The organism is Actinoplanes sp. NPDC051537 (assembly GCF_055586105.1).
This window is the reverse complement of sequence record NZ_JBVJIU010000017.1, coordinates 55,670-75,544: the sequence shown is the minus strand read 5'-3', so window position 1 is coordinate 75,544 and position 19,875 is coordinate 55,670. Positions and strand designations below refer to the sequence as shown.

Here is a 19,875-nt window from a genome sequence, read left to right as displayed (position 1 = left end):
CTTACAGCGGTGGCAGGGCGATCGGCAGGAGCGTCTCCCGGCCGAGCGGCACGTCCACGTCGAACGGCCCGTGCTCGGTTCCGGCCCACATCGCGCGACCGGTCAGCGCCGGGTCGGCGCCGCCGGCCGCGGTCTCGACCGGCAGGTCCCAGACCGGGTCGACGGCCGGAACGAGCGGGTCGTCGGCGGGCGGGACGGCGACCGGCGGCGCGGTGACGGTCACGTGCAGCGTCAGCAGGTCCGGCGGCATCGTGCCGCCCGGCGGGCCGGCCACGACGAGCAGGAACTCGCCGCGGTCGTCGCCGTGCGCCCAGCCCAGGTCGTCGTGGTCGTCCCGGGCGACGACCCGCACCCAGCGCACCGGCCGTGCGATCCCGCCCGCGTCGGGCCGGGTGACCCGCCCCCGGATGATCGTCGAGCCCGCGCTCGGCGCGCCGCCGGCGCCCGGGAACAGGTCGATCCGGTAGGTCCCCTCGGCCGCGAGCCGCAGCCGCCGCGGCACGAGCCGCCGGGCCGCGCCGGCCCGCGGCTCGACGACGCGGATCGCGAGCGGGCCGGGCGACGGACCGATCCGGGCGAAGCGGCCGCTGCGGTGGCGCGTGAGCGGGGTCAGCGCGTCGTTCAGCGTGACGCCCGGCGGCCATCGGCGCCACGCGGTCAGCGGCTTGGGCCGGCGCTCGTCGAGCACCGCGGCCGGGCCGGGGAACCGGTCGCCGGGCGTCCGGGCGGTGTCCAGCAGCTCGACGCCGTACGCGAGCCGGGTGATCGCCTCGTCGTAGCGGCCGGGGACGAACAGGTTCGCGGTCACGGCAGCGGCTCCGCCGACGGGGTCAGCCCGCGGATCGCGGTCACCACGTCCGGGTGGTCCGGCTCGATCGGCGCGTCGATGCGCGCCACCCGGGCGACGTAGGCGACGCTGAGCCGGTAGTCGACCGGCAGCGTCTCGAACGTGCGCAGCACGTCCTCGGTGGCCATCTCCTCGTTGACGACCTGCACCGCCTCGCCCGGCCGCCAGCCGCCGGACGGGTGCAGCCGCGGCCCGGCGAGCACCGGCCGCGCCTCGAGGCACTGCATGGTCGCGCCGATCATCCGCAGCTCGTTCTCGATGTCGCTGTCCCAGGCGGTGAGCAGCAGGTGCACGTCGAGCGGCAGGTGGATGGTGTGGTCCTGGGCGGCGACGGCGGCCCACGGCGACCGGGTGAGCCGGTTGATGTCCACCCGCCACACGAAGATGGACATCGTCGGGAACTTGATCGGGTTGTCGGCGTCGGCGCCGATCCGGGAGAAGTCGTTGGTCTGGACCATCCGCGCGACCGGGAGAGCCCGGAACGCGTCGCCGTCGGCGGTCATCAGGGCCGTGAACCATCGGTTCAACTGCTCGCGGATGCTCAGCGTCACCGCGGCGACGGTTCCGAAGCCGGCCATGGCACCGGAGTTTCGGCCGGTCGCGTCACGCCAGCGTCACCTCCCTGACAGTTGCCCGGAAGTGCCAGGACGGGTGACGGTGCCGTGACGATCCAAGCGCGACGATGGTGACGGAAGCCCGCCGGTGGGGGCGGGTGCCGAGGGGGGCAGCCATGAACGCCACGACCATCCGGGCGCCGTCACCGCCGCCGCCCGACATCCGGCTCCGACTGCTCGACGGCTTCGTGCTGCTGGTGAACGACACCGCGGTCGAGATCCAGCCGGCCGGCCAGCGCCTGCTCGCGTTCCTCGCGCTCACCGGCGCGCCGGTCGAGCGCACGTTCGCGGCCGGCCAGCTCTGGCCGGACGCCTCGGAGGAGCGGGCCAAGGCCAACCTGCGGTCGGCGATCTGGCGGGTACGGCGGATCCACTGCGCGCTGGTACGCCCGTCGAAGAGCCACGTGACGCTGATGTCCACGGTCTGGGTCGACGTGCAGGACGGCCTGCGCGAGCTGACCCTGGCCGGCCGGGCGGTCGAGATCGTCGACGGCCTCGGCGTCAACGCGGTGCTGCACGAGGACCTGCTGCCCGACTGGTACGACGACTGGCTGGTGACCGAGCGCGAGCGGATCCGGCAGCTCCGGCTGCACCTGTTCGAGCGGTGCGCGTGCGACCTGATCGACCAGGGCCGCGCCGGCGAGGCGATCCAGCTCGGGCTGCGCGGGATCGCGATGGACCCGTTGCGGGAGAGCGCCCATCGCGTCGTGGTGCGCGCGCACCTGGTCGAGGGCAACGTCGCCGAGGCCCTGGCGCAGTACCAGCGCTTCGCCTGCCTGCTGGAGCGGGAGCTCGGCCTGGCGCCGTCGGCGCAGATCCACGCGCTGCTCGCGCCCTGGCTGCCCGACCGGCTGCTGGTGCCGGCTCTGTAGGGCGTCTAGAAGAGCGAGAGCTGGCCCGGCGTCGGGTCGCGCCGCGCCGACAGGCCGCCGCGGAACACCCACGGCTTCCACGCCGCCGTCTCGTCCTCGGCCATCGCGGCCGGCGTCGGGGCGGCGCCGCCGACCAGCGCCCACAGCGACGGCCCGAGGTTGATGCCGCGGGCCCGCAGCGCCTGCCGCATCGTCACGTAGCTCAGCGGCAGGCGGGCGCCGCCGAGAGCGGGCAGCGCCAGGTCCTGGCGCATCGTCATGAGCGTGCGGTTGCGGTCGACGATCTCGCGCGCCGACGGGTCGGTGAAGAACGAGGCCGCGTGGTCGCCGACGGCGGCGGCCACGTCGGCGAGCGTGGCCTGCCAGGCGGCCTCGACCGTGCCGAACGCGGCGAGCAGCTTCTTGGCCGTGGTGGCGCCGAACCGGCGTACCCCCGGAAGGTTATCGGAGGGATCGCCCCGCAGCGCCGCGAAATCCCGGTACTGCGCCGGGGTGACGCCGTACATGCCGGGGAGGGCCTGCTCGTCGACCAGCACCGCCTCGTCGAAGCCGCCGTTGCGCACCCGCAGCACCGAGGTGGAGGCGTCGATCAGCGCGAAGGCGTCGCGGTCGCTGGTCATCAGCACCGACTGCCAGCCGGCGGCGCGGGCGGCCGAGGAGGCCGAGGCGAGCACGTCGTCGGCCTCGTAGGCGGGCGGGACCACCGTGCAGACGCCGGCCGCCGCGAGAAGCTCGGGCGCCACCGCCAGCTGGGCCAGCAGATCGCCGGGCTTGTCGGGCCGGTGGGCCTTGTAGAGCGGGTAGGACGAGCGGCGGGCCGACGAGACCGGGCAGTCGAAGCCGACCATCACCGCGTCGGGGTTCAGATGGGCCGCGGCCCGGGCCAGGTAGCCGATCAGGCCGCGCAGAGCCCAGATGGGGGAGCCGTCCGGCGCGAGCATGCCCTCGAACGCCGCCGCGTGGTAGGCACGGTGCAGCAGGCTGTTTCCGTCGAGGACCAGGAGCAGCGGCACCGTAGAAGCGTACGCGTGACCCGCCGGGACCATCACTCCCCTGATGGCCCCGACGGGGGTCCTCACGTCCGGCGTCGATGTTCACGTTCACAACCAAGAAGGTTGCCGATCGGTTTCGACGTCGTTTCCACGAATGTTAACGATCACACACGACATGTCAAGACGCTGGACCGGCCGCGTTTCAACGGACAAATCGGGCGGGTATGGCATCGAGGCAGGCCGATCCAAGGCGCGCATGGGTAAGCAGAGCTGAACCGCTCTGCTCACCGATACGCGCGCCGCTTGCGGTCAGGACGCGGGCGGTGCGACGCTCTCCCGCTCGATCAGCATCGGCGCGATCGTGCGCCGCGCCCCGGCGTCGGCCGGGCCCTCCCGCACCTGCGTCATCAGCAGCTCCAGCGTCGCCGCCGCCACCGCCGCGAAGTCGGGCCGCACGGTGGTCAGCGGCGGCGTGAAGTAGGCCGCCTCGGGCACGTCGTCGAAGCCGATGATGCTCACGTCGCCGGGCACCTTGCGGCCGTGCTCGTTGAGCGCCCGCAGCAGGCCCAGCGCGATGTGGTCATTGGCCGTGAAGACCGCCGTCACGTCGGGCAGGCGGGCCAGCAGCTGGCCGTTGCGGTAGCCCGAGGCCGCGCTCCAGTCGCCGGTCAGCAGCGGCGGGATCTCGACCCCGGCCGCCTGGAGCGTCTCCTCCCAGCCGCGCACGCGCCCGGCCGCGTCGAACCAGTCGGACGGCCCGGAGATGTGCCACACCGTGCGGTGCCCGGCGTCCAGCAGGCGCTGGGTCGCCGCCCGCGCGCCGGCCACCTGGTCGACCGTCACCAGCGTGCTCGTGCGCTCCGGGTCACCGTCGATGGTGACCACCGGCACGTCGGCCGGCAGCTGCTCGAGGGCCGGCCCGGCGCTGGCCACCGGCGCGATCACGACGAGGCCGGCGACCCGCTGGTCGAGGTGGCGCTCGACGGCGTCGGCGATCGAGCGCTCGTCGAGGCTGCGCACGCTGCTCACGTTCACCGCGAAGCCGGTCGCCTGGGCCGCCTCCTCGAACGCGGTCAGCATCGACGCCGGACCGAACAGCGACGAGTTCTGCGCGACCACCCCGATCACCTGGGATGTGCCCGTGACCAGGGCGCGAGCCGCCCGGTCGGGCCGGTAACCCAGCTCCGCTATCGCCGCCCGCACCTTGAGCCGGGTCTGCTCGCTCACGTTCTTGTGCTCGTTGAGCACACGCGAGACGGTCTGATGCGACACCCCCGCCAGCCGGGCGACATCCATCATGCCCGGCGGCCGTCCGCGTTTCACGCTCACCGACACCCCGCATCCGCCTGTTGCGGGCAGGATATCCCCTCACCGCAGGCCGCCCGCCAGCAGCTGATAGGCCGCGTTCCAGCGGAGTTCCTTACGGACGCCCGACGGAGTGCTCGCTCCATCGATCATCACCAATTCGGTGCGGGTCAGCTCGGCGAACTGCTCGACCACGGCGACGCCCAGCGCCGTGCTCAGCACGGTGTGGTGCGGACCGCCCGCCATCAGCCAGCATTCGGCCGAGGTGGCCAGGTCAGGGGCCGGTTCCCAGACCGCGCTGGCGACCGGCAGGGAGGTGAGCTCGTGGTCCGGCGGCACCACGTTCACGACGTTGCCGACCAGGCGGAAACGGTCGCCCATGTCACACATCCCGACCACGACGCCCGGGCCCGGCGCGGCCGAGAACTTCAGCCGTACGGGATCTTCGCGGTTGCCGATGCCCAGCGGGTGGATCTCGAGGCGGGGCGTGCGCGCGGCGATGGACGGGCAGACCTCGAGCATGTGCGCGCCGAGGATGCGCTGCGGGCCGGGCCCGAGGTGGTAGGTGTAGTCCTCCATGAACGAGGTGCCCCCGGGCCGGCCCGACGCCGCCGCCTTGAGCGTGGCCAGCAGCATCGAGGTCTTCCAGTCGCCCTCGCCGCCGAAGCCGTAGCCGTCGGCCATCAGCCGCTGCACCGCGAGCCCCGGCAGCTGCCGCAGCCCGCCCAGGTCCTCGAAGTTGGTCGTGAACGCGCCGAACCCGCCGGCGGTGAGGAACTGCCGCAGCCCGGCCTCGATCCGGGCGCCGTAGCGCAGCGACTCGTGCCGGTCGCCGTCCTTGCGCAGCTCCGGGACGACCTCGTAGAGATCCTCGTACTCGGCCACCAGCGCGTCCACGTCCGCGTCGGCGACGTCGTCGACGACGGCGACCAGATCGTTCACCCCGTACGTGTTGACCGACACCCCGAAGTGCCGCTCGGCCTCGACCTTGTCGCCCTCGGTGACCGCGACGTCCCGCATGTTGTCGCCGAACCGCGCCAGCCGCAGCGACCGCATCGTCGCTACGGCGAGCGAGGCCCGGGCCCACTCGCCGACCCGGGCGGCGGTGCGCGGCTCGGACGCGTGCCCCACCACGGTCGTGCGGGCCACGCCGAGCCGGGTCTGCACGTAACCGAACTCCCGGTCGCCGTGCGCGGCCTGGTTGAGGTTCATGAAGTCCATGTCGATGGTCGCCCACGGCAGCTCCCGGTGCGCCTGCGTGTGCAGGTGCAGCAACGGCTTGCGCAGCGCCTCCAGCCCGCTGATCCACATCTTGGCGGGGGAGAACGTGTGCATCCAGGCGATCACCCCGACGCAGCGGTCGTCGGCGTTCGCGGCGATCATCACGGCGCGGATGCCGGACGCGTCGGTCAGCACGGGCCGCCACACGATCGGCACCGGGATGTCCGGTGCGCCGTCGAGCTGGGCGACCACCTGCTGCGACTGGGCCGCCACCTGGGCGAGCGTGTCCTCGCCGTAGAGGCCCTGGCTACCGGTGAGGAACCAGATCTCGCGACCGTCGAAAGGGTTCATGATTCTCTTGCCTGCTTCCCTCGTTAAACAGCGTTGCCGTAGTAGGCGCCGGGGCCGTGCTTGCGGCTGAAGTGCCGGCGGATCAGGTGCTCGGGGGGAGCCGCGTGCGGGTTGAGCGCGAGCGTGTGGATGGCGATCTCGGCGACCGCCTCGCAGACGATGGCGGTCTCGAGGGACTTCATGGCGGTGGCGCCCCAGGTGAACGGCCCGTGCCCGGCGGTGAGCGCGGCCGGCACCGACTCGGCGTCGCCGTCGAGCAGGTCGAGGATGGCCAGGCCGGTGTTGCGCTCGTAGTCGTGCGCGCACTCGTCCGGGGTGAGGTCGCGGGTGCACCGGATCGGCCCGTCGAAGTTGTCGGCGTGCGTGGTGCCGAGCACCGGGATGTCCCGCCCGGCCTGGGCGAACGCGACCGCGTGGGTGGAGTGCGTGTGGGTGATCCCGCCGATCGAGCCGAACGCCTGGTAGAGCAGGCGGTGGGTCTCGCTGTCGACGGACGGCTTGAGCGTGCCGCCGACCACCTCGCCGGTCTCGATGTCGACGGTGACCAGCGAGTCCACGGTGAGCCGGTCGTACGGCACGCCGGACGGCTTGATCACGTAGACGCCCGCGCCACGATCGACGCCGGAGACGTTGCCCCAGGTCAGCGTGGCCAGGCCGGCGGTGGCGATGCGCTTGTTGGCCTCCAGGACCTCGCGCAGCAGGTCGTTCATCGCAGGGCCTCCCGGCGGATCTTGCGCAGCCGGCGCATCACGTCGTTGCCGTGCCGGCCGAAGTAGTCGACGAGCGTGCGGTACTCGGCGTAGAGCGCGTCGTACCGATCGGCGTTCGCCTCGTCCGGCGTCCAGGAGCCGTGCGACACCCGGCCCATCGCCGCGGCGGCGGCCCGGATGTCCGGGTACGCCCCGGCGGCGACCGCCGCGTGCAGGGCCGAGCCGAGCGCGGGGCCCTGGTCGGAGTCGAGCACGTTGATCGGCATCCGGGTGACGTCGGCGTAGATCCGCATGATCATCGGGTTCTTCTGAAGGCCGCCGGTGACGACCAGCTCCTCGACGGCGACGCCGGCCTCCCGGAACGTCTCGATGATCAGCCGGGTGCCGTACGCGGTGGCCTCGACCAGCGCGCGGTAGCCGTCCTCGGGCCGGGTCGCCAGCGTCTGCCCCACGAAGACGCCGGACAGCTCGTGGTCGACCAGCGGCGACCGGTTGCCGGAGTGCCAGTCCAGGGCGATGAGCCCGTGGGCGCCGACGGGCTGGTCGGCCGCCTTCTCGCTCAGCAGGTCATGTACCGAAATCTCGCGCTTCGTCGCTTCGGCTTCGTACACCGCCGGCACGCAGTTGTCGACGAACCAGCCGAAGATGTCGCCGACGCCCGACTGCCCGGCCTCGTAGCCCCACAGGCCGGGGACGATGCCGCCCTCGACCACGCCGCACATGCCCGGCACCTCGCGCAGCACGTCCGAGCTCATCACGTGACAGGTCGAGGTGCCCATGATCAGGACGAGGCGGCCGGGCTCGACGGCCTTCGCCGCGGGGGCGGAGACGTGGGCGTCGACGTTGCCGACCGCGACCACGACGCCGGGGTGCAGGCCCATCATCGACGCGGCCTCCTCGGTCAGCCGCCCGGCGGCCTGACCGAGCTGGCCGATCGGAACATCGAGCTTTTTCTCGGGGAAGTGCGAAAAATCGGGATTAAGCTCGCTCAGGTAGGTGGCCGACGGATACTGCCCGTCGACGAACTGACCCTTGTACCCGGCCGTGCAGGCGTTGCGGAGGTAGACCCCGGTCATCCGCCACACGATCCAGTCCGCGGCCTCGACCCAGTACCGCATCGCCGACCAGACCGCCGGCGCCTCCTCCAGCACCTGCAGCGCCTTCGCGAACTCCCACTCCGAGCTGATCAGGCCGCCGTAGCGGCGCAACCATGCCTCTCCGCGCTTGGCGGCGAGCTCGGTGATGCGATCGGCCTGGGGCTGGGCCGCATGGTGCTTCCACAGTTTCACGTACGCGTGCGGATCGTCCTTGAACTCCTCGAGGTCGCACAGCGGGGTGCCGTCCTCGAGCGTCGGCAGCACCGTGCACGCGGTGAAGTCGGTGGCCAGGCCGATCACGTCGGCCGGGTCGGCGCCCGCGTTGCGCAGCGCCTCCGGAACCGCGTTCCGCAGCACGTCCACATAGTCCGAGGGCACCTGCAGCGCCCAGTCCGGCGGCAACATCGTGTCGCCCAGCTTGCGGTCGACAACCCCGTGGGCGTACGCGTGGACGGCCGACCCGAGCTCGGCCCCGTCCGAGACCCGGACCACGACGGCCCGTCCCGACAGCGTGCCGAAGTCGACACCGATGACCAACTCGCTCATGACTTCTCCTGACTCGCCGGGGCGGGCGCCACCGTGTCGCGGGGGATGAGCACGGGCTCGACCAGCGCCGACTCCGACGAGCTGACGCCGGTCGCGAGCTGGTCGAGCAGCAGCCGCAGCGCCTGCCGGCCGACCTCGGCGAACTCCTGCCGGATCGTCGACAGCGCCGGATGGAAGTAGCCGGCCTCGGGCACGTCGTCGAAGCCGATGATGCTCACGTCCTCGGGGATGCGGCGGCCCTGCTCGGCCACCGCCCGCATGATTCCCAGGGCGACGTGGTCGTTCGCCGCGAAGATCGCCGTGCAGTCCGGGATCCGGGCGAGCATCCGCCCGCACTGGTACCCGGACGCCGCCGACCAGCCGGCCCGCGGCATCGGCGGCGCGACGGCGCCGACCTCGGCCAGCGCCGCCCGCCAGCCCTCCTCGCGGGCCCGGCTGCCGTGCCACTTCTCCGGCCCGGCCACGTGCCACACCGTCTTGTGCCCGGCGTCCAGCAGGTGCCGGGTGGCGAGCATGCCGCCGGTGTACTGGTCGACCGAGACGTTGGCGGACTGCCACTCGGGCAGCCCGTCCACGGTCACGATCGGCACCCCGTCCGGCACCAGCCGCATCGCCTCCTCGGCCGCGTCGACCGGGGCGATGAAGACCAGGCCGGCCGCGCCCTGCTGAACGAGCCGTTCCACGATCCGGCGGGACGCGGCGGTGGCGTCGTACCCCGCCACGTGCCCGACGGTGAGGGACAGGTCGGCGCCGAGCGCCGCCTCGCCGATGGCCTGCACCATGCTGGACGGTCCGTACAGCGTGGTGTTCTGGGCCACCACGCCGATCACGTTGGACCGCCCGGTCGCCAGCACCCGGGCCGACAGGTTGCGCCGGTAGCCGAGCTCGGCGATCGCGGCCATCACCCGGTTGCGGGTGGTGGCCGACACGTGCGGGTGCCCGTTGAGCACCCGGGAGACGGTCTGGTGCGAGACGCCGGCGCGGGCCGCGACGTCGGACATCACCGGCCCGCGCAGGGGCGGGTTGCCAGGGCTCATGTGTCGGCCGAGTTTGTCCTGCGGCTCAGCACCGCCTGGAGAATCACGACCACCAGCAGGAATCCGCCGGAGACGACCTGCTGCACGTACGAGTTGAGGTTCGCGCCCTGCACGATCAGGTTCTGGATGACGAACAGCAGCAGGACGCCGGCGAGCGTGCCCACCATCGACCCGACGCCGCCCGAGAGCAGCGTCCCGCCGATCACCACGGCCGCGATCGCCGACAGCTCGTAAGCGTCACCGATCCGCGCCTCCTGACCTCCTCCGGAGAGCGCCGTGGTGAGAACGCCGGAGAGGCCGGCACACAGGCCACTCACGACATACACGATGGTCTGCGTGCGCTTGACGGGCAAGCCCATCAGCTCGGCAGCGTTCTCGTTGCCACCAACTGCCTGAACGGACTGCCCGAACGGGGTGCGGTTGAGCGCCCACCAGCCGGCCACGAAGACCAGCAGCATGATCCAGACCGGCGTGCCGATCGTCGCCAGCGAGCCGGTGCCGAGGGCTTCGAAGGCCAGGCGTCCCTCGATCCGTGGGTGGTCGTTGCCCTCGTGGGTGATGTAGAAGACCAGGCCGCGGACGCCGGTGAGGCCCGCCAGGGTGACGATGAAGGCGGGCATCCGCCAGCGGGCGATGATCAGACCCTGGATCAGGCCGACCAGGCCGGCCGCGACCAGGGCGTAGAGGACCGCGATGAACGAGCCGCGCGGGGCGTACATGGCACTGATGATGGTGGCGAGGGCGTAGGTCGAACCGACCGACAGGTCGATCCCGCCGCTGATGATCACGAAGGTCATGCCGGCCGCGATGATCCCGATGAACGAGGCGGCGAGGGCCACGTTGCGCAGGTTGTCGGGCTTGCCGAAGGAGGGCACCAGCAGCGCGCCGAGCACGACCACGATGATCAGCACGGCGACCGCGCCGTTGCGCGAGATCAGCGAGGTCAGGGCCCGGGCCCGGGCGCGGGCGGCCTCGCGGCCGCCGTGGTCGGCGGCGACGGCCACCGGTTGTTCGGTCGTCACGGCGGGTGTCACCTGGAGCTCCTTGCCGGGCGCTGGATGTAGACGGCGGCGATGATGATCACGGCTTCGACCATGCGGGCCACCGAGTCGGGCGCGTTGTGCGAGACGAGCGTGGTCTCGAGCATCTGCAGCAGGATCGCGCCGGCGACCGTGCCGAGGATGCGGACCCGGCCGCCGTTGAGGGACGTGCCGCCGACCACCACCGCGGTGATCGCCGACAGCTCCATCAGCAGGCCGATGTAGGACGGGTCGCTGGCCCGCAGCCGGGCGGTGGCGATGACGCCGGCCACCGCGGCCAGGGTGCCGGAGACCGCGTAGACGACGATCAGGGTGCGGCGCACCGGCAGGCCGGCGAGCACGCTGGCCCGGCGGTTGCCGCCGATGGCGAGCAGGCGGTAGCCGAAGGCGGTGCGGCGGACCACGAACGCCACGGCCACCGCGAGCAGGCCGGCCACGATCATTACGTACGGGATGCCGAGGAACTTGCCGAGCCGCACGTCCTTGAAGAAGGGCACGAACAGCTCGACCAGCGCCCCGCCGGTGATGACCAGCGCGATGCCCCGGCCGGCCACCAGCACGCCCAGCGTGGCGACGATCGGCTGGACCCGGGCGAACGCCACGACCAGGCCGTTGAAGAGGCCGACCAGCAGGCCGGCCACCACCGCGGCGGCCATCGCGACGCCGATCGGCGCGCCCACGGTGACCACGAACTTGGCCAGCACGGCGCTGGCGATCGCCATGGTGGCGCCGACCGACAGGTCGACGCCCCCGGTGCCGATCACCAGGGCCATCCCGAGCGACACGATGATCACGGGCGGCACCTGCGAGAACAGCAGCTGCGCGGTGTCCACCGTGAGGAAGTTGGTGGTGGCGATCGCGTTGTAGACGATCAGCACGAGCAGGGCCAGGTACACGCCGTGCTCGCGCGCCCAGGCGGTGAGCGCGGAACGGTCCCGCAGGGTGACGGCGAGCGTGGTCACTTCTCGGCCGCCTCGGTTTCGGTCTGCAACTCGGCCTCGATCTGCTCCGACGCGGCGTCGGCGATCATGTCCATGATCTTGTCCTCACTGATGTCTTCCCCGACGAGCCGGCCGAGCTGAGTGCCGTCGCGCAGCACCACGACCGCGTCCGACCCCTCGACCACCTCCTCGAGCTCGCTGGAGATGAGCACCACGGCCATCCCCTTCTCGGCCAGCTCCGCGATCAGGGCCTGCACCTCGGCCTTGGCCCCGACGTCGATGCCCCGGGTCGGCTCGTCCAGCAGCAGCACCCGCGGGTTGAGGCAGAGCAGGCGGGCCAGCAGCACCTTCTGCTGATTGCCGCCGGACAGCTCGGACACCTTCTGGTTCGGGCCGGCCGCCTTGATCCGCAGCCGGGTCATGAAGGTCTTGACGATGTCGTCCACCCGCTTGCGCGAGACCAGGCCCGACTTCGTGAGCTGGGGCAGCGCGGCGAGGCCGATGTTGTCGCGGATCGACATGTCCGGGATGAGCCCCTCGGCCTTGCGGTCCTCGGGGAGCAGCGCCACCCGCTCCCGGATGCGGGAGGCGGGCGTCTGGTGGGTCAGCGCCTTGCCGTCCACCGAGATGTGGCCCGAGTCCAGCGGCAGCGCCCCGAAGATCGCCTTGGCGGTCTCGCTGCGCCCCGAGCCGAGCAGGCCGGCCAGGCCGACCACCTCGCCCGGGCGCACCACGACCGAGACGTCCTCGAGGATCAGCCGCCGGTTCATGTTCTCGGCCCGGAGGACGGGCTCCTGGTCCGTTATCTCCCGGCGGCCCATCTTCGTCCGGCCGTCCACGTCCAGCTCGGCCGCGTCCCGCCCGAGCATCCGGGCGATCAGCTGCCGCCGGGTGAGCTCGGAGGTGGGGCCGGTCGAGACCAGCTTGCCGTCGCGCAGCACCGTGATCATGTCGCACGCCCGGAAGACCTCGTCGAGCTTGTGCGACACGTACACGATCGCCACGCCCTTGGCCTTGAGCTGCCCGACCAGGTCGAGCAGCAGGTCAACCTCGCGCGGCTCGAGCGACGACGTCGGCTCGTCCATGATCACGACGCTGGCGTCGGTCTCGACCGCGCGGGCGATCGCGACCATCTGCTGGATGCCGAGGCCGAGCTCGCCGAGCGGCCGCTTCACGTCGGCCACGATCCCGTACCGCTTGAGCGCCTCGCCCGCCTCGCGGTTCATCCGCTTGAGGTCGAGCGAGCCGAGGCGGGTCGGCTCCCGGCCGAGGAAGAAGTTGCGCGCGACGCTGAGCTGCGGCGCGAGATGCACCTCCTGGTAGATGGTGGCGATCCCGGCCTGCTGTGCGCTGCGGGGCGAAGCGAAGGCCACGTCTTCGCCCCGCAGCCGTACGGATCCGCTGTCCAGCTGATACACGCCGGTGATCAGCTTGATCAGCGTCGACTTCCCGGCCCCGTTCTCACCGACGAGCGCGTGCACCGAGCCCGGGTGCAGCTCGATCGAGACATCCTCGAGGGCACGTACTCCGGCGAACCGTTTGCTGGCCGACGTGACCGCCAACACCGGCGTGGTCATCAGTAGGCCTTGCCCGAGCTGAGGGCCTCAGCGGCGTTGGAGGAGTCGTACTGGTTGTCGGTGGTGATGGTGACCGCCGGGGCGCCGTCGCCGTTCACGTACGCCTCGAGCGCGGCCTGCGCGGCCGGGCCGAACGCCGGGTTCGACTCGATCACGGCGTCGAAGTTGCCGTCGACGATCGCCTGCACGGCGCCCTTGGTGCCGTCGATCGAGACGATGTGCACGTTCTTGATGCCGGACTTGCCGGCGTCGTCGAGCGCGGCCAGCGCGCCCAGGCCCATCTCGTCGTTCTCGGCGTAGATCGCGTTGACGTCCGGGTGGGCGCGCAGCAGCGTCTCGGTGACGCTCTTGCCCTTCTCCCGGGTGAAGTCGGCGGTCTGCTGGAAGATGACCTTGATGCCGTCGGCGCCCTTGGCCTTGAGCTGGTCGAGGAAGCCGGCGGTGCGGTCGTCGGTGACGTTGACGCCGGAGGCGCCGAGCAGGATGGCCAGGTTGGCCTTGCCGCCGGTCGCCTTGATCATCGCGTCGGCCGCGCGGCGGCCCTGCTCCACGAAGTCCGACCCGAGCTGCGGGCCGACGTCCTTGCAGCCCTGGACCCCGGTGATGTTGCGGTCGACCGGGATCATCGCGACCTTCTTGGACTTGGCGTACGCGATGGCGTCGCCCAGGCCGGTCGAGTTGATCGGCGAGAAGATGATCGCCTTCGCGCCCTTGTCGATCATGCCCTTGATGTCGCTGTTCTCCTGCTGCACGTTCGACTGCGCGTTCGTGGTCAGCAGCTTCCAGCCCTTGGCCTTGGCCGTCTCCACCTGCGACTTGGTGGAGGCGATGCGGAACGGGTTGGCCTCCTTCTCGGACTGCGCCCAGCCGATCGTGTCCTTGGCGAAGTCGATCTTGGCGATGCCCAGGTCCGCGCCCTTGCAGACGGGGCCGTACGCGGCCGACACGCCCTCCGCCTTCGGCGTGGTGAGCAGCTCGGTGCCGCCGGCCGCGGTGATCGCGGCCGGGACGCCGTTGGTGGCCTGGCCGAGGGTGGTGGAGACCGGGGCCGCCGAGGCGTCGCCGCCGCTCGACGAGCCGGAGTTGTCGGTGCCGGTGCTGCAGGCGGCGAGTAGAGCCGCCGCCGTGGCGGCCGAGGCCGCGACGGCAATCCTGCGACGTGCCTTCATGCGAAATCGTCCTTTGCGCTGGGTGAGAGAAGAACCGGGGGAGCGGAGGCGACCGCCTCGTGGTGCGCTTGGCGGGCGAAATTGTGAACGCAAACATGCTTGCGCCGCACACGCGCTGTCAAGGCCTCACTACGGCGACGTTACGGGTTCGTGACATTGACCCGCGGTCGGGCTGACGAGGAGAAACCCCGCCTTGACAGCGTTTCCGGAGGTGGAGGATGGTGTCCACGGTGTATCCAGCGAGTTTCCGATCACGTGATCGTCCGCCGGTCCCGATGATCATCATTGTGAACGATCTCAGGAGGGGGATCAATCGGTAGGTATCGTTGTCGAATCGCTTCGACGGGCCACCGGACGGGCATCGCCCGCCCTAGGCTCGGCCCATGGCTCTTTCGGTCGGTGTCGCCGGCGGGGGCATCGGCGGGCTCAGCGCGGCGTTGTCGCTGCTCGCGGCCGGTTTCGACGTGCACGTGTACGAACGGGCGAGCGCCCTGGCCGAGATCGGCGCCGGCGTGCAGATCAGCCCGAACGCGACCCGCCTCCTGCACGGTCTCGGGCTGGCCGGCCCGCTGGACCGGGTCGGCGTGCGCCCGGGCTCCCTGCGCCAGCGCCGCTGGGACGACGGCCGCGTGCTGCTCGACGCGCCGCAGGCCGACTTCGGCTTCCCGTACTACCAGGTCCGCCGGTCCGACCTGCTCGCCGTGCTGGCCGCCGCCATCCCGCCGGAGCGCATCCACCTGGGCCGCCGGGTGACCGGTTTCGACGATGCCGGCGACACCGTCCGGGTCCGCTTCGCCGACGGCGCGAGCGTCGGCGCCGACGTGCTGGTCGGCGCCGACGGCATCCACTCGGCCGTCCACGACGGGCTGCTCGGCCCCGGCCGCCCCCGGTTCACCGGCTGCGTGGCGTACCGCGGCCTGATTCCCGCCGAGCGCGTGCGCCACCTGTCGCTCGAGGTCGTGACCCAGCTCTGGCTGGGCCCCGGCCGCCATTTCATCCACTACTTCGTCGGCGCGGGCCGTTTCCTGAACTTCGTGGCGATCGTCGAGCAGGACACCTGGACCCGCGAGTCCTGGACCGACCGGGGCGACGTGACCGCCGCGCGGGACTGTTACGCGGGCTGGCACCCGCTGATCCACCAGATCCTGGACACGGTCGACGAGACGTACGTCTGGGCCCTCTTCGACCGCCCGCCGCTCCCGCACTGGTCCGCGGGCCGCGTCACGCTGCTCGGCGACGCCTGCCACCCGATGCTCCCGTTCATGGCCCAGGGCGCCGCCCAGGCCATCGAGGACGGCGCGGTGCTGGCCGGCTGCCTGGCCGCCGCGGCTGACCCGGCCGACGCGCTGCGCCGCTACGAGTCCCTGCGCCTCCCGCGAACGTCCCGCATCCAGGCCATGTCGGCCGGCAACAAGACCCGCTTCCACCTCCCCGACGGCGACGCCCAGAAGGCGCGCGACGAGGCCCTGGCCAACGGCGGCACCAACCTGTCGGCCCCGATGCTCGAGTCCATCTACCGCTACGACGCCACCCAGCTACGCCCGGAAGACCACGTCCCGCTCAAAGGTTCATGACCTCCACGCCGCCGCTCGCCCGCGCGAGCACCAGCTTGCCGCTCGGTTCGAGCGCCACCTGCCCGCGCCCCCCACCCGCGGCAGCCGCACCCCGCACGTCGACGAGGGCGCCGACCGGCACCGCGGCAAGGGACGCGGCCCGCACGCGGCCCCGGTGCGCTGTGCGCAGGCGCGCCGGCCCATCTCGACGTGGAAGCTGGCGGCACGCCAGGCGAGGGCCGGTGTGAGGCTGCTGTTCGCCCACCACTGCCGGATCTCCGACGATTGCCCGGCCCCGGCGCAACCCGGGGCCGGGCATCACCGGCGGTGCTCAGGCGAGCGGGCAGGTGTTGCGGTAATCGCTCACGCTGCTTCCGGTCGGGCCCGGGCAGATGAACTGGTCATATCTCGTGTCGTCGTCGACGAAGCGCTTCAGCCACGCCACCGCCAGCCGGCCGGTCAGGGTGTTGACGGTCTGCGGGAAGAAGTGGCTCGCGTTGTTCAGCTCCAGATACGCCTTTTCCGACGCCGCCGGAATCGTGTTGTAGAACGGGATCGCGTGGGACGCCACCGGGGCGATCGTGTCGGACTCGCCGCCGACGATCAGGGTCGGCACGCGGATGTCGGTCCACGACTTGTCGGTGTCCCAGGGCGCCAGCGGGACGGCCGCCTGCAGCGACGGCCGGTCCTTCGCCGCCTCGAGGGTGCCGCCGCCGCCCATCGAGTGGCCGGCCACCGCGAGGCGGGCGGCGTCGACCCGGGTGCGAACCGAGCTCTGCGCGGTCAGGTAGTCGAGCGCGGCCAGCAGCTCGTCGCCGCGCTGGGCCGGCTGGTCGTAGAGGGTGTTGGTCTCGATGCCGATCACCACGAAGCCGTGCGAGGCGATCCGCGGGCCCAGCCACGCGATGCTCGACCAGGTGGCGGTGAAGCCGGGCGAGATCGCGACCGCCCCGAACGTGCCGTCGGCGGTCGTCGCCGGGTAGTAGATCTGGCCGCCGCCGAAGCCGCTCACCGTCGAGGGGACCGACGTCTGCGAGACCGCGTACGGCCCGCGCGACGCATCGAGTGCGGCCAATGTCGGGGCGGGGCCGCGCTGGTACGGGTTGTCGGCGGCGTGCGCGGTCGTCGCCGGCGCCACGGACAGCAGCGCGACGGCCGCCGCGGTGGCCAGGAACCTGCGGGTCATCGTTCTCACCAGGACGCTCCCGGGAAATGGGGGATGGATGCCCGCCAGTGTTCGAGCGGCCGGACGGAACGCGCATCGGCGAAATCACCGGCCTCCGTAACAAGCGCGAAATGGCATCAACCGAAATCGCCTTCCGCCGAGGCATTGATCGACGTAAGACTCCGAGCATGGTTGATGCACCGGCAGTGCAAGAACCTGTGCTGGCCGATCTGCTGCGCGCGGCGGCCGGCGGGCGGGGCGGCGCGCTGGTGGTGACCGGCGAGCCCGGCTCCGGGCGCACCACGGTGCTGCGGTCGGCCGAGGCGCGGGCCGGCGGATGGGCCATCTGGCGCGCGCCGGGATTCCAGGACGAGAGCTTCATCCCGTACGGCGGAATCGCCCGTCTTCCGATTTTGATCGATCCCGCCGCCTGCCCGCTGCGGGCCGGGATGGCGCTCGTCGAGGCGTTCCGGCGAGCGAGCGCCCAGCGGCCGTTGCTCTGCCTGCTCGACGACGCCGACCGGCTGGACCGGCCGTCGTGGAGCCTGTTCCGCCTGGCCGCGCGCCGGATCGGCGACATCCCGGTGGCGATCGTCGCGTCCGGCCCGCCCGGCCTCGCCGACGGCCTGCCCGAGCTGCGGCGCGGTCCGCTCACCGACCGGGAGGCCCACGCGCTGCTGCCCCCGGACGTCGCCGACGACGTGGCGGCCGCGGTGGTGGCGCTCGCGGCGGGCAACCCGGCCGCGCTGCTCGCCATCGGGAACGGGCTCACGCCGGCCCAGCGGCGCGGGTTCGAGCCGTTGCCGCCGTGCCTTCCACCCGGCAACGCGCTCGGTGACCGCCTCCGCGCCGAGGTCGCCGCCCTGCCGTCGGCGACCCGGTCGGCCCTGCTGCTCGCCGCCACCCCACCTTTTCCGGATTTATCCGATCTGGTGCGCGCGGGCGGGCGGTCCGAGGCCGCGCTTCGGGCGCTGGCGCCGGCCGAGCGAGGCTGCCTCATATCGGTATTTGGTGACAAAGTCCATTTCGTACCCAAGGCCCTCCGCGCGGTGGTCTACCACGACGCGCCCGTCACCGAGCGCCACCGCGCCCACCGAGCCCTGGCCGCGATCATGCCCGGCCTGCCCGGCCTCCTGCACCGTGCGGCCGCCACCATCGGCCCCGGCGCCGCCCTGGCCCGCGAGCTGATCGCGGCCTCTGCGGGTGCCGCGCCCGAGCTTTCCGCGCTTGCTTTCCGGTACGCGTCGGAGCTCGCCCCCGCGCCCGCACCCCACCTTCTGGCGGCCGCCCGCCACTTCACGACCGCCGGCCTCTCGCACGAGGCCACCCCGCTGCTGCGCCGCATCGGCTCCGGCCCCGCCACCGCGCAGGTCCGCGCCCGGGCCCGTGGCCTGACCGCCGAGCTGCGCCTGCGCGGCGACCCGCTGAACTCCCGCGACACCCTCCTCGACGTGGCCGCCGAGCTGCTGCCCACCGACGTCCCCGGCGCCCTGGAGGCCCTGCTCCTGGCCGGCGAGGCCTGCTGCCGGGCCGGCGACCCCGGCCGCTACGTGGCCCTGGTGAACACCCTGCCGATCCAGCCCGCCGACCTGGCGTTCCGGCAGGTGCGCGGCCTGGCCGACCTGATGAGCGGCGACGACGCCGGCGCCTTCGCCCACTTCCGGGCCGTGCTGACCCTGGCCGACCGCGTCGACGACCCCGCCCTGCTGACCGCCGCCGCCATGGCCGGCATCCTGGTCGGCCGCGACCGCCGCGGGGCCGGCCTGGCCCGGCGCGCCGCCGACCGGGCCCGCCAGACCGGCGCGCACGCCGTGGTGCCGGCCGCCCTGGAGGCCGCCGCCTACGCCGAGCTGGCCGCCGGCCGCTACGAGGCCGCCACCCAGGCCGCCCTCGACGGCGCCGCCGCCGCTCGCGGCGCCGGCCGCCTCGACCTGGCCGACACCCACGTCGCCCTGTTGGCCGTGCTGGCCGCGCTCGTCGGCGACCGCCCCACCGGCGAACAGCGCTGCCGCGCCGCGACCACCCGCACCGACGAGAGCCGCGACCTGGCCGCCTGGGCCTACGCCCTGCTCGACCTGGTCGAGGGCCGTCCCGCCCAGGCCACCACCCGGCTGGCCGCCCTGGTCGCGGCCCCGCCCGGGCGCGGCTCGGCGATCCTGCGGGTGGCCGTGATCCCGCACCTGCTGGAGGCGGCCGCCGCGACCGCACCGCACGCCCCGATGGCCGCCTCCGCGACCGCATCGCACGCCCCGATGGAGGCCGCCGCGGCCACATCGCACGCCCCGACGGCGGCCGCCGCGGCCGCATCGCACGCCCGGATGGCCGCCGGCTTCGACCGCTGGGCCGGGCACACCGCCGAGGAGCCGTGGCTGGCGATGCGCGCCCGCTGCCGGGCCCTGCTCACCACCGAGGCCGGCGCCGCCGACGACCATTTCCGCGAGGCCCTGCGCCGCCACGAGCCCGGTTTCGCCCGCGCGCACACCGCCCTGCTCTACGGCCGGCACCTGCGCCGCCTCCGGCACCATCGGGAGGCCCGCGAGCACCTGCGCGAGGCCGTCGACACCTTCCACCGGCTGGACGCGTCCCCCTGGGCCGAGCAGGCCGCCCTCGAACTGCGCGCGGCCGGCGAACGGGCCCCCGTGGCCCCGCCCGCGGGCCCGCCGCTGACCGCTCAGCAGGAGCGGATCGCCGGCCTGGTGGCCGAGGGCGCCACCAACCGCGAGGTGGCCCAGCAACTGCACCTGAGCCCGCGCACCGTCGACCACCACCTGCGCAACGTCTTCGCCCGCCTGGGCGTGCGCTCCCGCACCGAGCTGGCCCGCTTCCTGGCCGGTTGAG

The 19,875-nt window shown here is 72.7% G+C and carries 16 protein-coding genes; 3 read left to right on the top strand and 13 right to left on the bottom strand.

Translation table 11 applies throughout. From position 1 onward, the window contains the following. Position 1: 1 nt before the first annotated feature. Together ACZ6TB_RS35550 and ACZ6TB_RS35545 are read right to left on the bottom strand one after the other, a co-directional pair. Complete coding sequence (locus ACZ6TB_RS35550) at positions 2-808, bottom strand: serine/threonine-protein kinase (RefSeq protein ID WP_465562081.1); 807 nt, start codon at positions 806-808, stop codon at positions 2-4. Continuing rightward, positions 805-1,425, bottom strand: a complete 621-nt coding sequence (locus tag ACZ6TB_RS35545) for a Pvc16 family protein (protein ID WP_465562079.1) — start codon at positions 1,423-1,425, stop codon at positions 805-807. The genes ACZ6TB_RS35550 and ACZ6TB_RS35545 overlap by 4 nt, the downstream gene beginning before the upstream one ends. A gap of 152 nt (positions 1,426-1,577) precedes the next feature. Here ACZ6TB_RS35545 and ACZ6TB_RS35540 point away from each other — a divergent pair, with 152 nt between their 5' ends. Further along, positions 1,578-2,333, top strand: coding sequence for an AfsR/SARP family transcriptional regulator (locus tag ACZ6TB_RS35540; protein ID WP_465562077.1), 756 nt, complete (start codon positions 1,578-1,580; stop codon positions 2,331-2,333). Between the two features lie 5 nt (positions 2,334-2,338). Here the strand turns inward: ACZ6TB_RS35540 and ACZ6TB_RS35535 are convergent, their stop codons facing one another. The 10 genes from ACZ6TB_RS35535 to ACZ6TB_RS35490 form a co-directional block, all read right to left on the bottom strand. Next, positions 2,339-3,346 (bottom strand): 5'-3' exonuclease, encoded by a 1,008-nt coding sequence (locus ACZ6TB_RS35535; protein WP_465562075.1) that lies wholly within the window; start codon positions 3,344-3,346, stop codon positions 2,339-2,341. Between the two features lie 288 nt (positions 3,347-3,634). Continuing rightward, positions 3,635-4,624 carry a LacI family DNA-binding transcriptional regulator gene (locus ACZ6TB_RS35530; protein WP_465562369.1) on the bottom strand — a complete coding sequence of 330 codons (990 nt, stop codon included), beginning with the start codon at positions 4,622-4,624 and terminating at the stop codon, positions 3,635-3,637. A gap of 69 nt (positions 4,625-4,693) precedes the next feature. Beyond that, positions 4,694-6,202 (bottom strand): L-arabinose isomerase, encoded by a 1,509-nt coding sequence (gene araA / locus ACZ6TB_RS35525; RefSeq protein WP_465562073.1) that lies wholly within the window; start codon positions 6,200-6,202, stop codon positions 4,694-4,696. A 23-nt stretch (positions 6,203-6,225) separates the two neighbouring features. Further along, complete coding sequence (gene araD / locus ACZ6TB_RS35520) at positions 6,226-6,912, bottom strand: L-ribulose-5-phosphate 4-epimerase AraD (protein ID WP_465562071.1); 687 nt, start codon at positions 6,910-6,912, stop codon at positions 6,226-6,228. Continuing rightward, positions 6,909-8,555, bottom strand: coding sequence for a ribulokinase (gene araB / locus ACZ6TB_RS35515; RefSeq protein WP_465562070.1), 1,647 nt, complete (start codon positions 8,553-8,555; stop codon positions 6,909-6,911). Before araB ends, araD begins: the two co-directional genes overlap by 4 nt. After that, entirely contained in the window at positions 8,552-9,556 is a 1,005-nt protein-coding gene (locus ACZ6TB_RS35510) for a LacI family DNA-binding transcriptional regulator (protein ID WP_465562368.1), read from the bottom strand. Before ACZ6TB_RS35510 ends, araB begins: the two co-directional genes overlap by 4 nt. 32 nt (positions 9,557-9,588) lie before the next feature. Continuing rightward, positions 9,589-10,626: an ABC transporter permease gene (locus tag ACZ6TB_RS35505; protein ID WP_465562068.1), complete on the bottom strand. Its 1,038-nt coding sequence runs from the start codon at positions 10,624-10,626 to the stop codon at positions 9,589-9,591. Continuing rightward, positions 10,623-11,594, bottom strand: a complete 972-nt coding sequence (locus ACZ6TB_RS35500) for an ABC transporter permease (protein ID WP_465562066.1) — start codon at positions 11,592-11,594, stop codon at positions 10,623-10,625. The genes ACZ6TB_RS35505 and ACZ6TB_RS35500 overlap by 4 nt, the downstream gene beginning before the upstream one ends. Continuing rightward, positions 11,591-13,150: a sugar ABC transporter ATP-binding protein gene (locus tag ACZ6TB_RS35495; RefSeq protein WP_465562064.1), complete on the bottom strand. Its 1,560-nt coding sequence runs from the start codon at positions 13,148-13,150 to the stop codon at positions 11,591-11,593. The genes ACZ6TB_RS35500 and ACZ6TB_RS35495 overlap by 4 nt, the downstream gene beginning before the upstream one ends. Continuing rightward, positions 13,150-14,319 carry a substrate-binding domain-containing protein gene (locus tag ACZ6TB_RS35490; RefSeq protein WP_465562062.1) on the bottom strand — a complete coding sequence of 390 codons (1,170 nt, stop codon included), beginning with the start codon at positions 14,317-14,319 and terminating at the stop codon, positions 13,150-13,152. Before ACZ6TB_RS35490 ends, ACZ6TB_RS35495 begins: the two co-directional genes overlap by 1 nt. Before the next feature lie 383 nt (positions 14,320-14,702). Between ACZ6TB_RS35490 and ACZ6TB_RS35485 the strand changes: the two genes are divergently transcribed. Further along, complete coding sequence (locus ACZ6TB_RS35485; RefSeq protein WP_465562060.1) at positions 14,703-15,893, top strand: FAD-dependent monooxygenase; 1,191 nt, start codon at positions 14,703-14,705, stop codon at positions 15,891-15,893. A gap of 310 nt (positions 15,894-16,203) precedes the next feature. On the opposite strand, the gene ACZ6TB_RS35480 is transcribed toward ACZ6TB_RS35485, so the two are convergent. Then, positions 16,204-17,058, bottom strand: coding sequence for an alpha/beta hydrolase family protein (locus ACZ6TB_RS35480; RefSeq protein ID WP_465562058.1), 855 nt, complete (start codon positions 17,056-17,058; stop codon positions 16,204-16,206). 185 nt (positions 17,059-17,243) lie between these two features. Here ACZ6TB_RS35480 and ACZ6TB_RS35475 point away from each other — a divergent pair, with 185 nt between their 5' ends. Further along, positions 17,244-19,874, top strand: a complete 2,631-nt coding sequence (locus tag ACZ6TB_RS35475; RefSeq protein WP_465562057.1) for a LuxR C-terminal-related transcriptional regulator — start codon at positions 17,244-17,246, stop codon at positions 19,872-19,874. Position 19,875 lies beyond the last annotated feature (1 nt).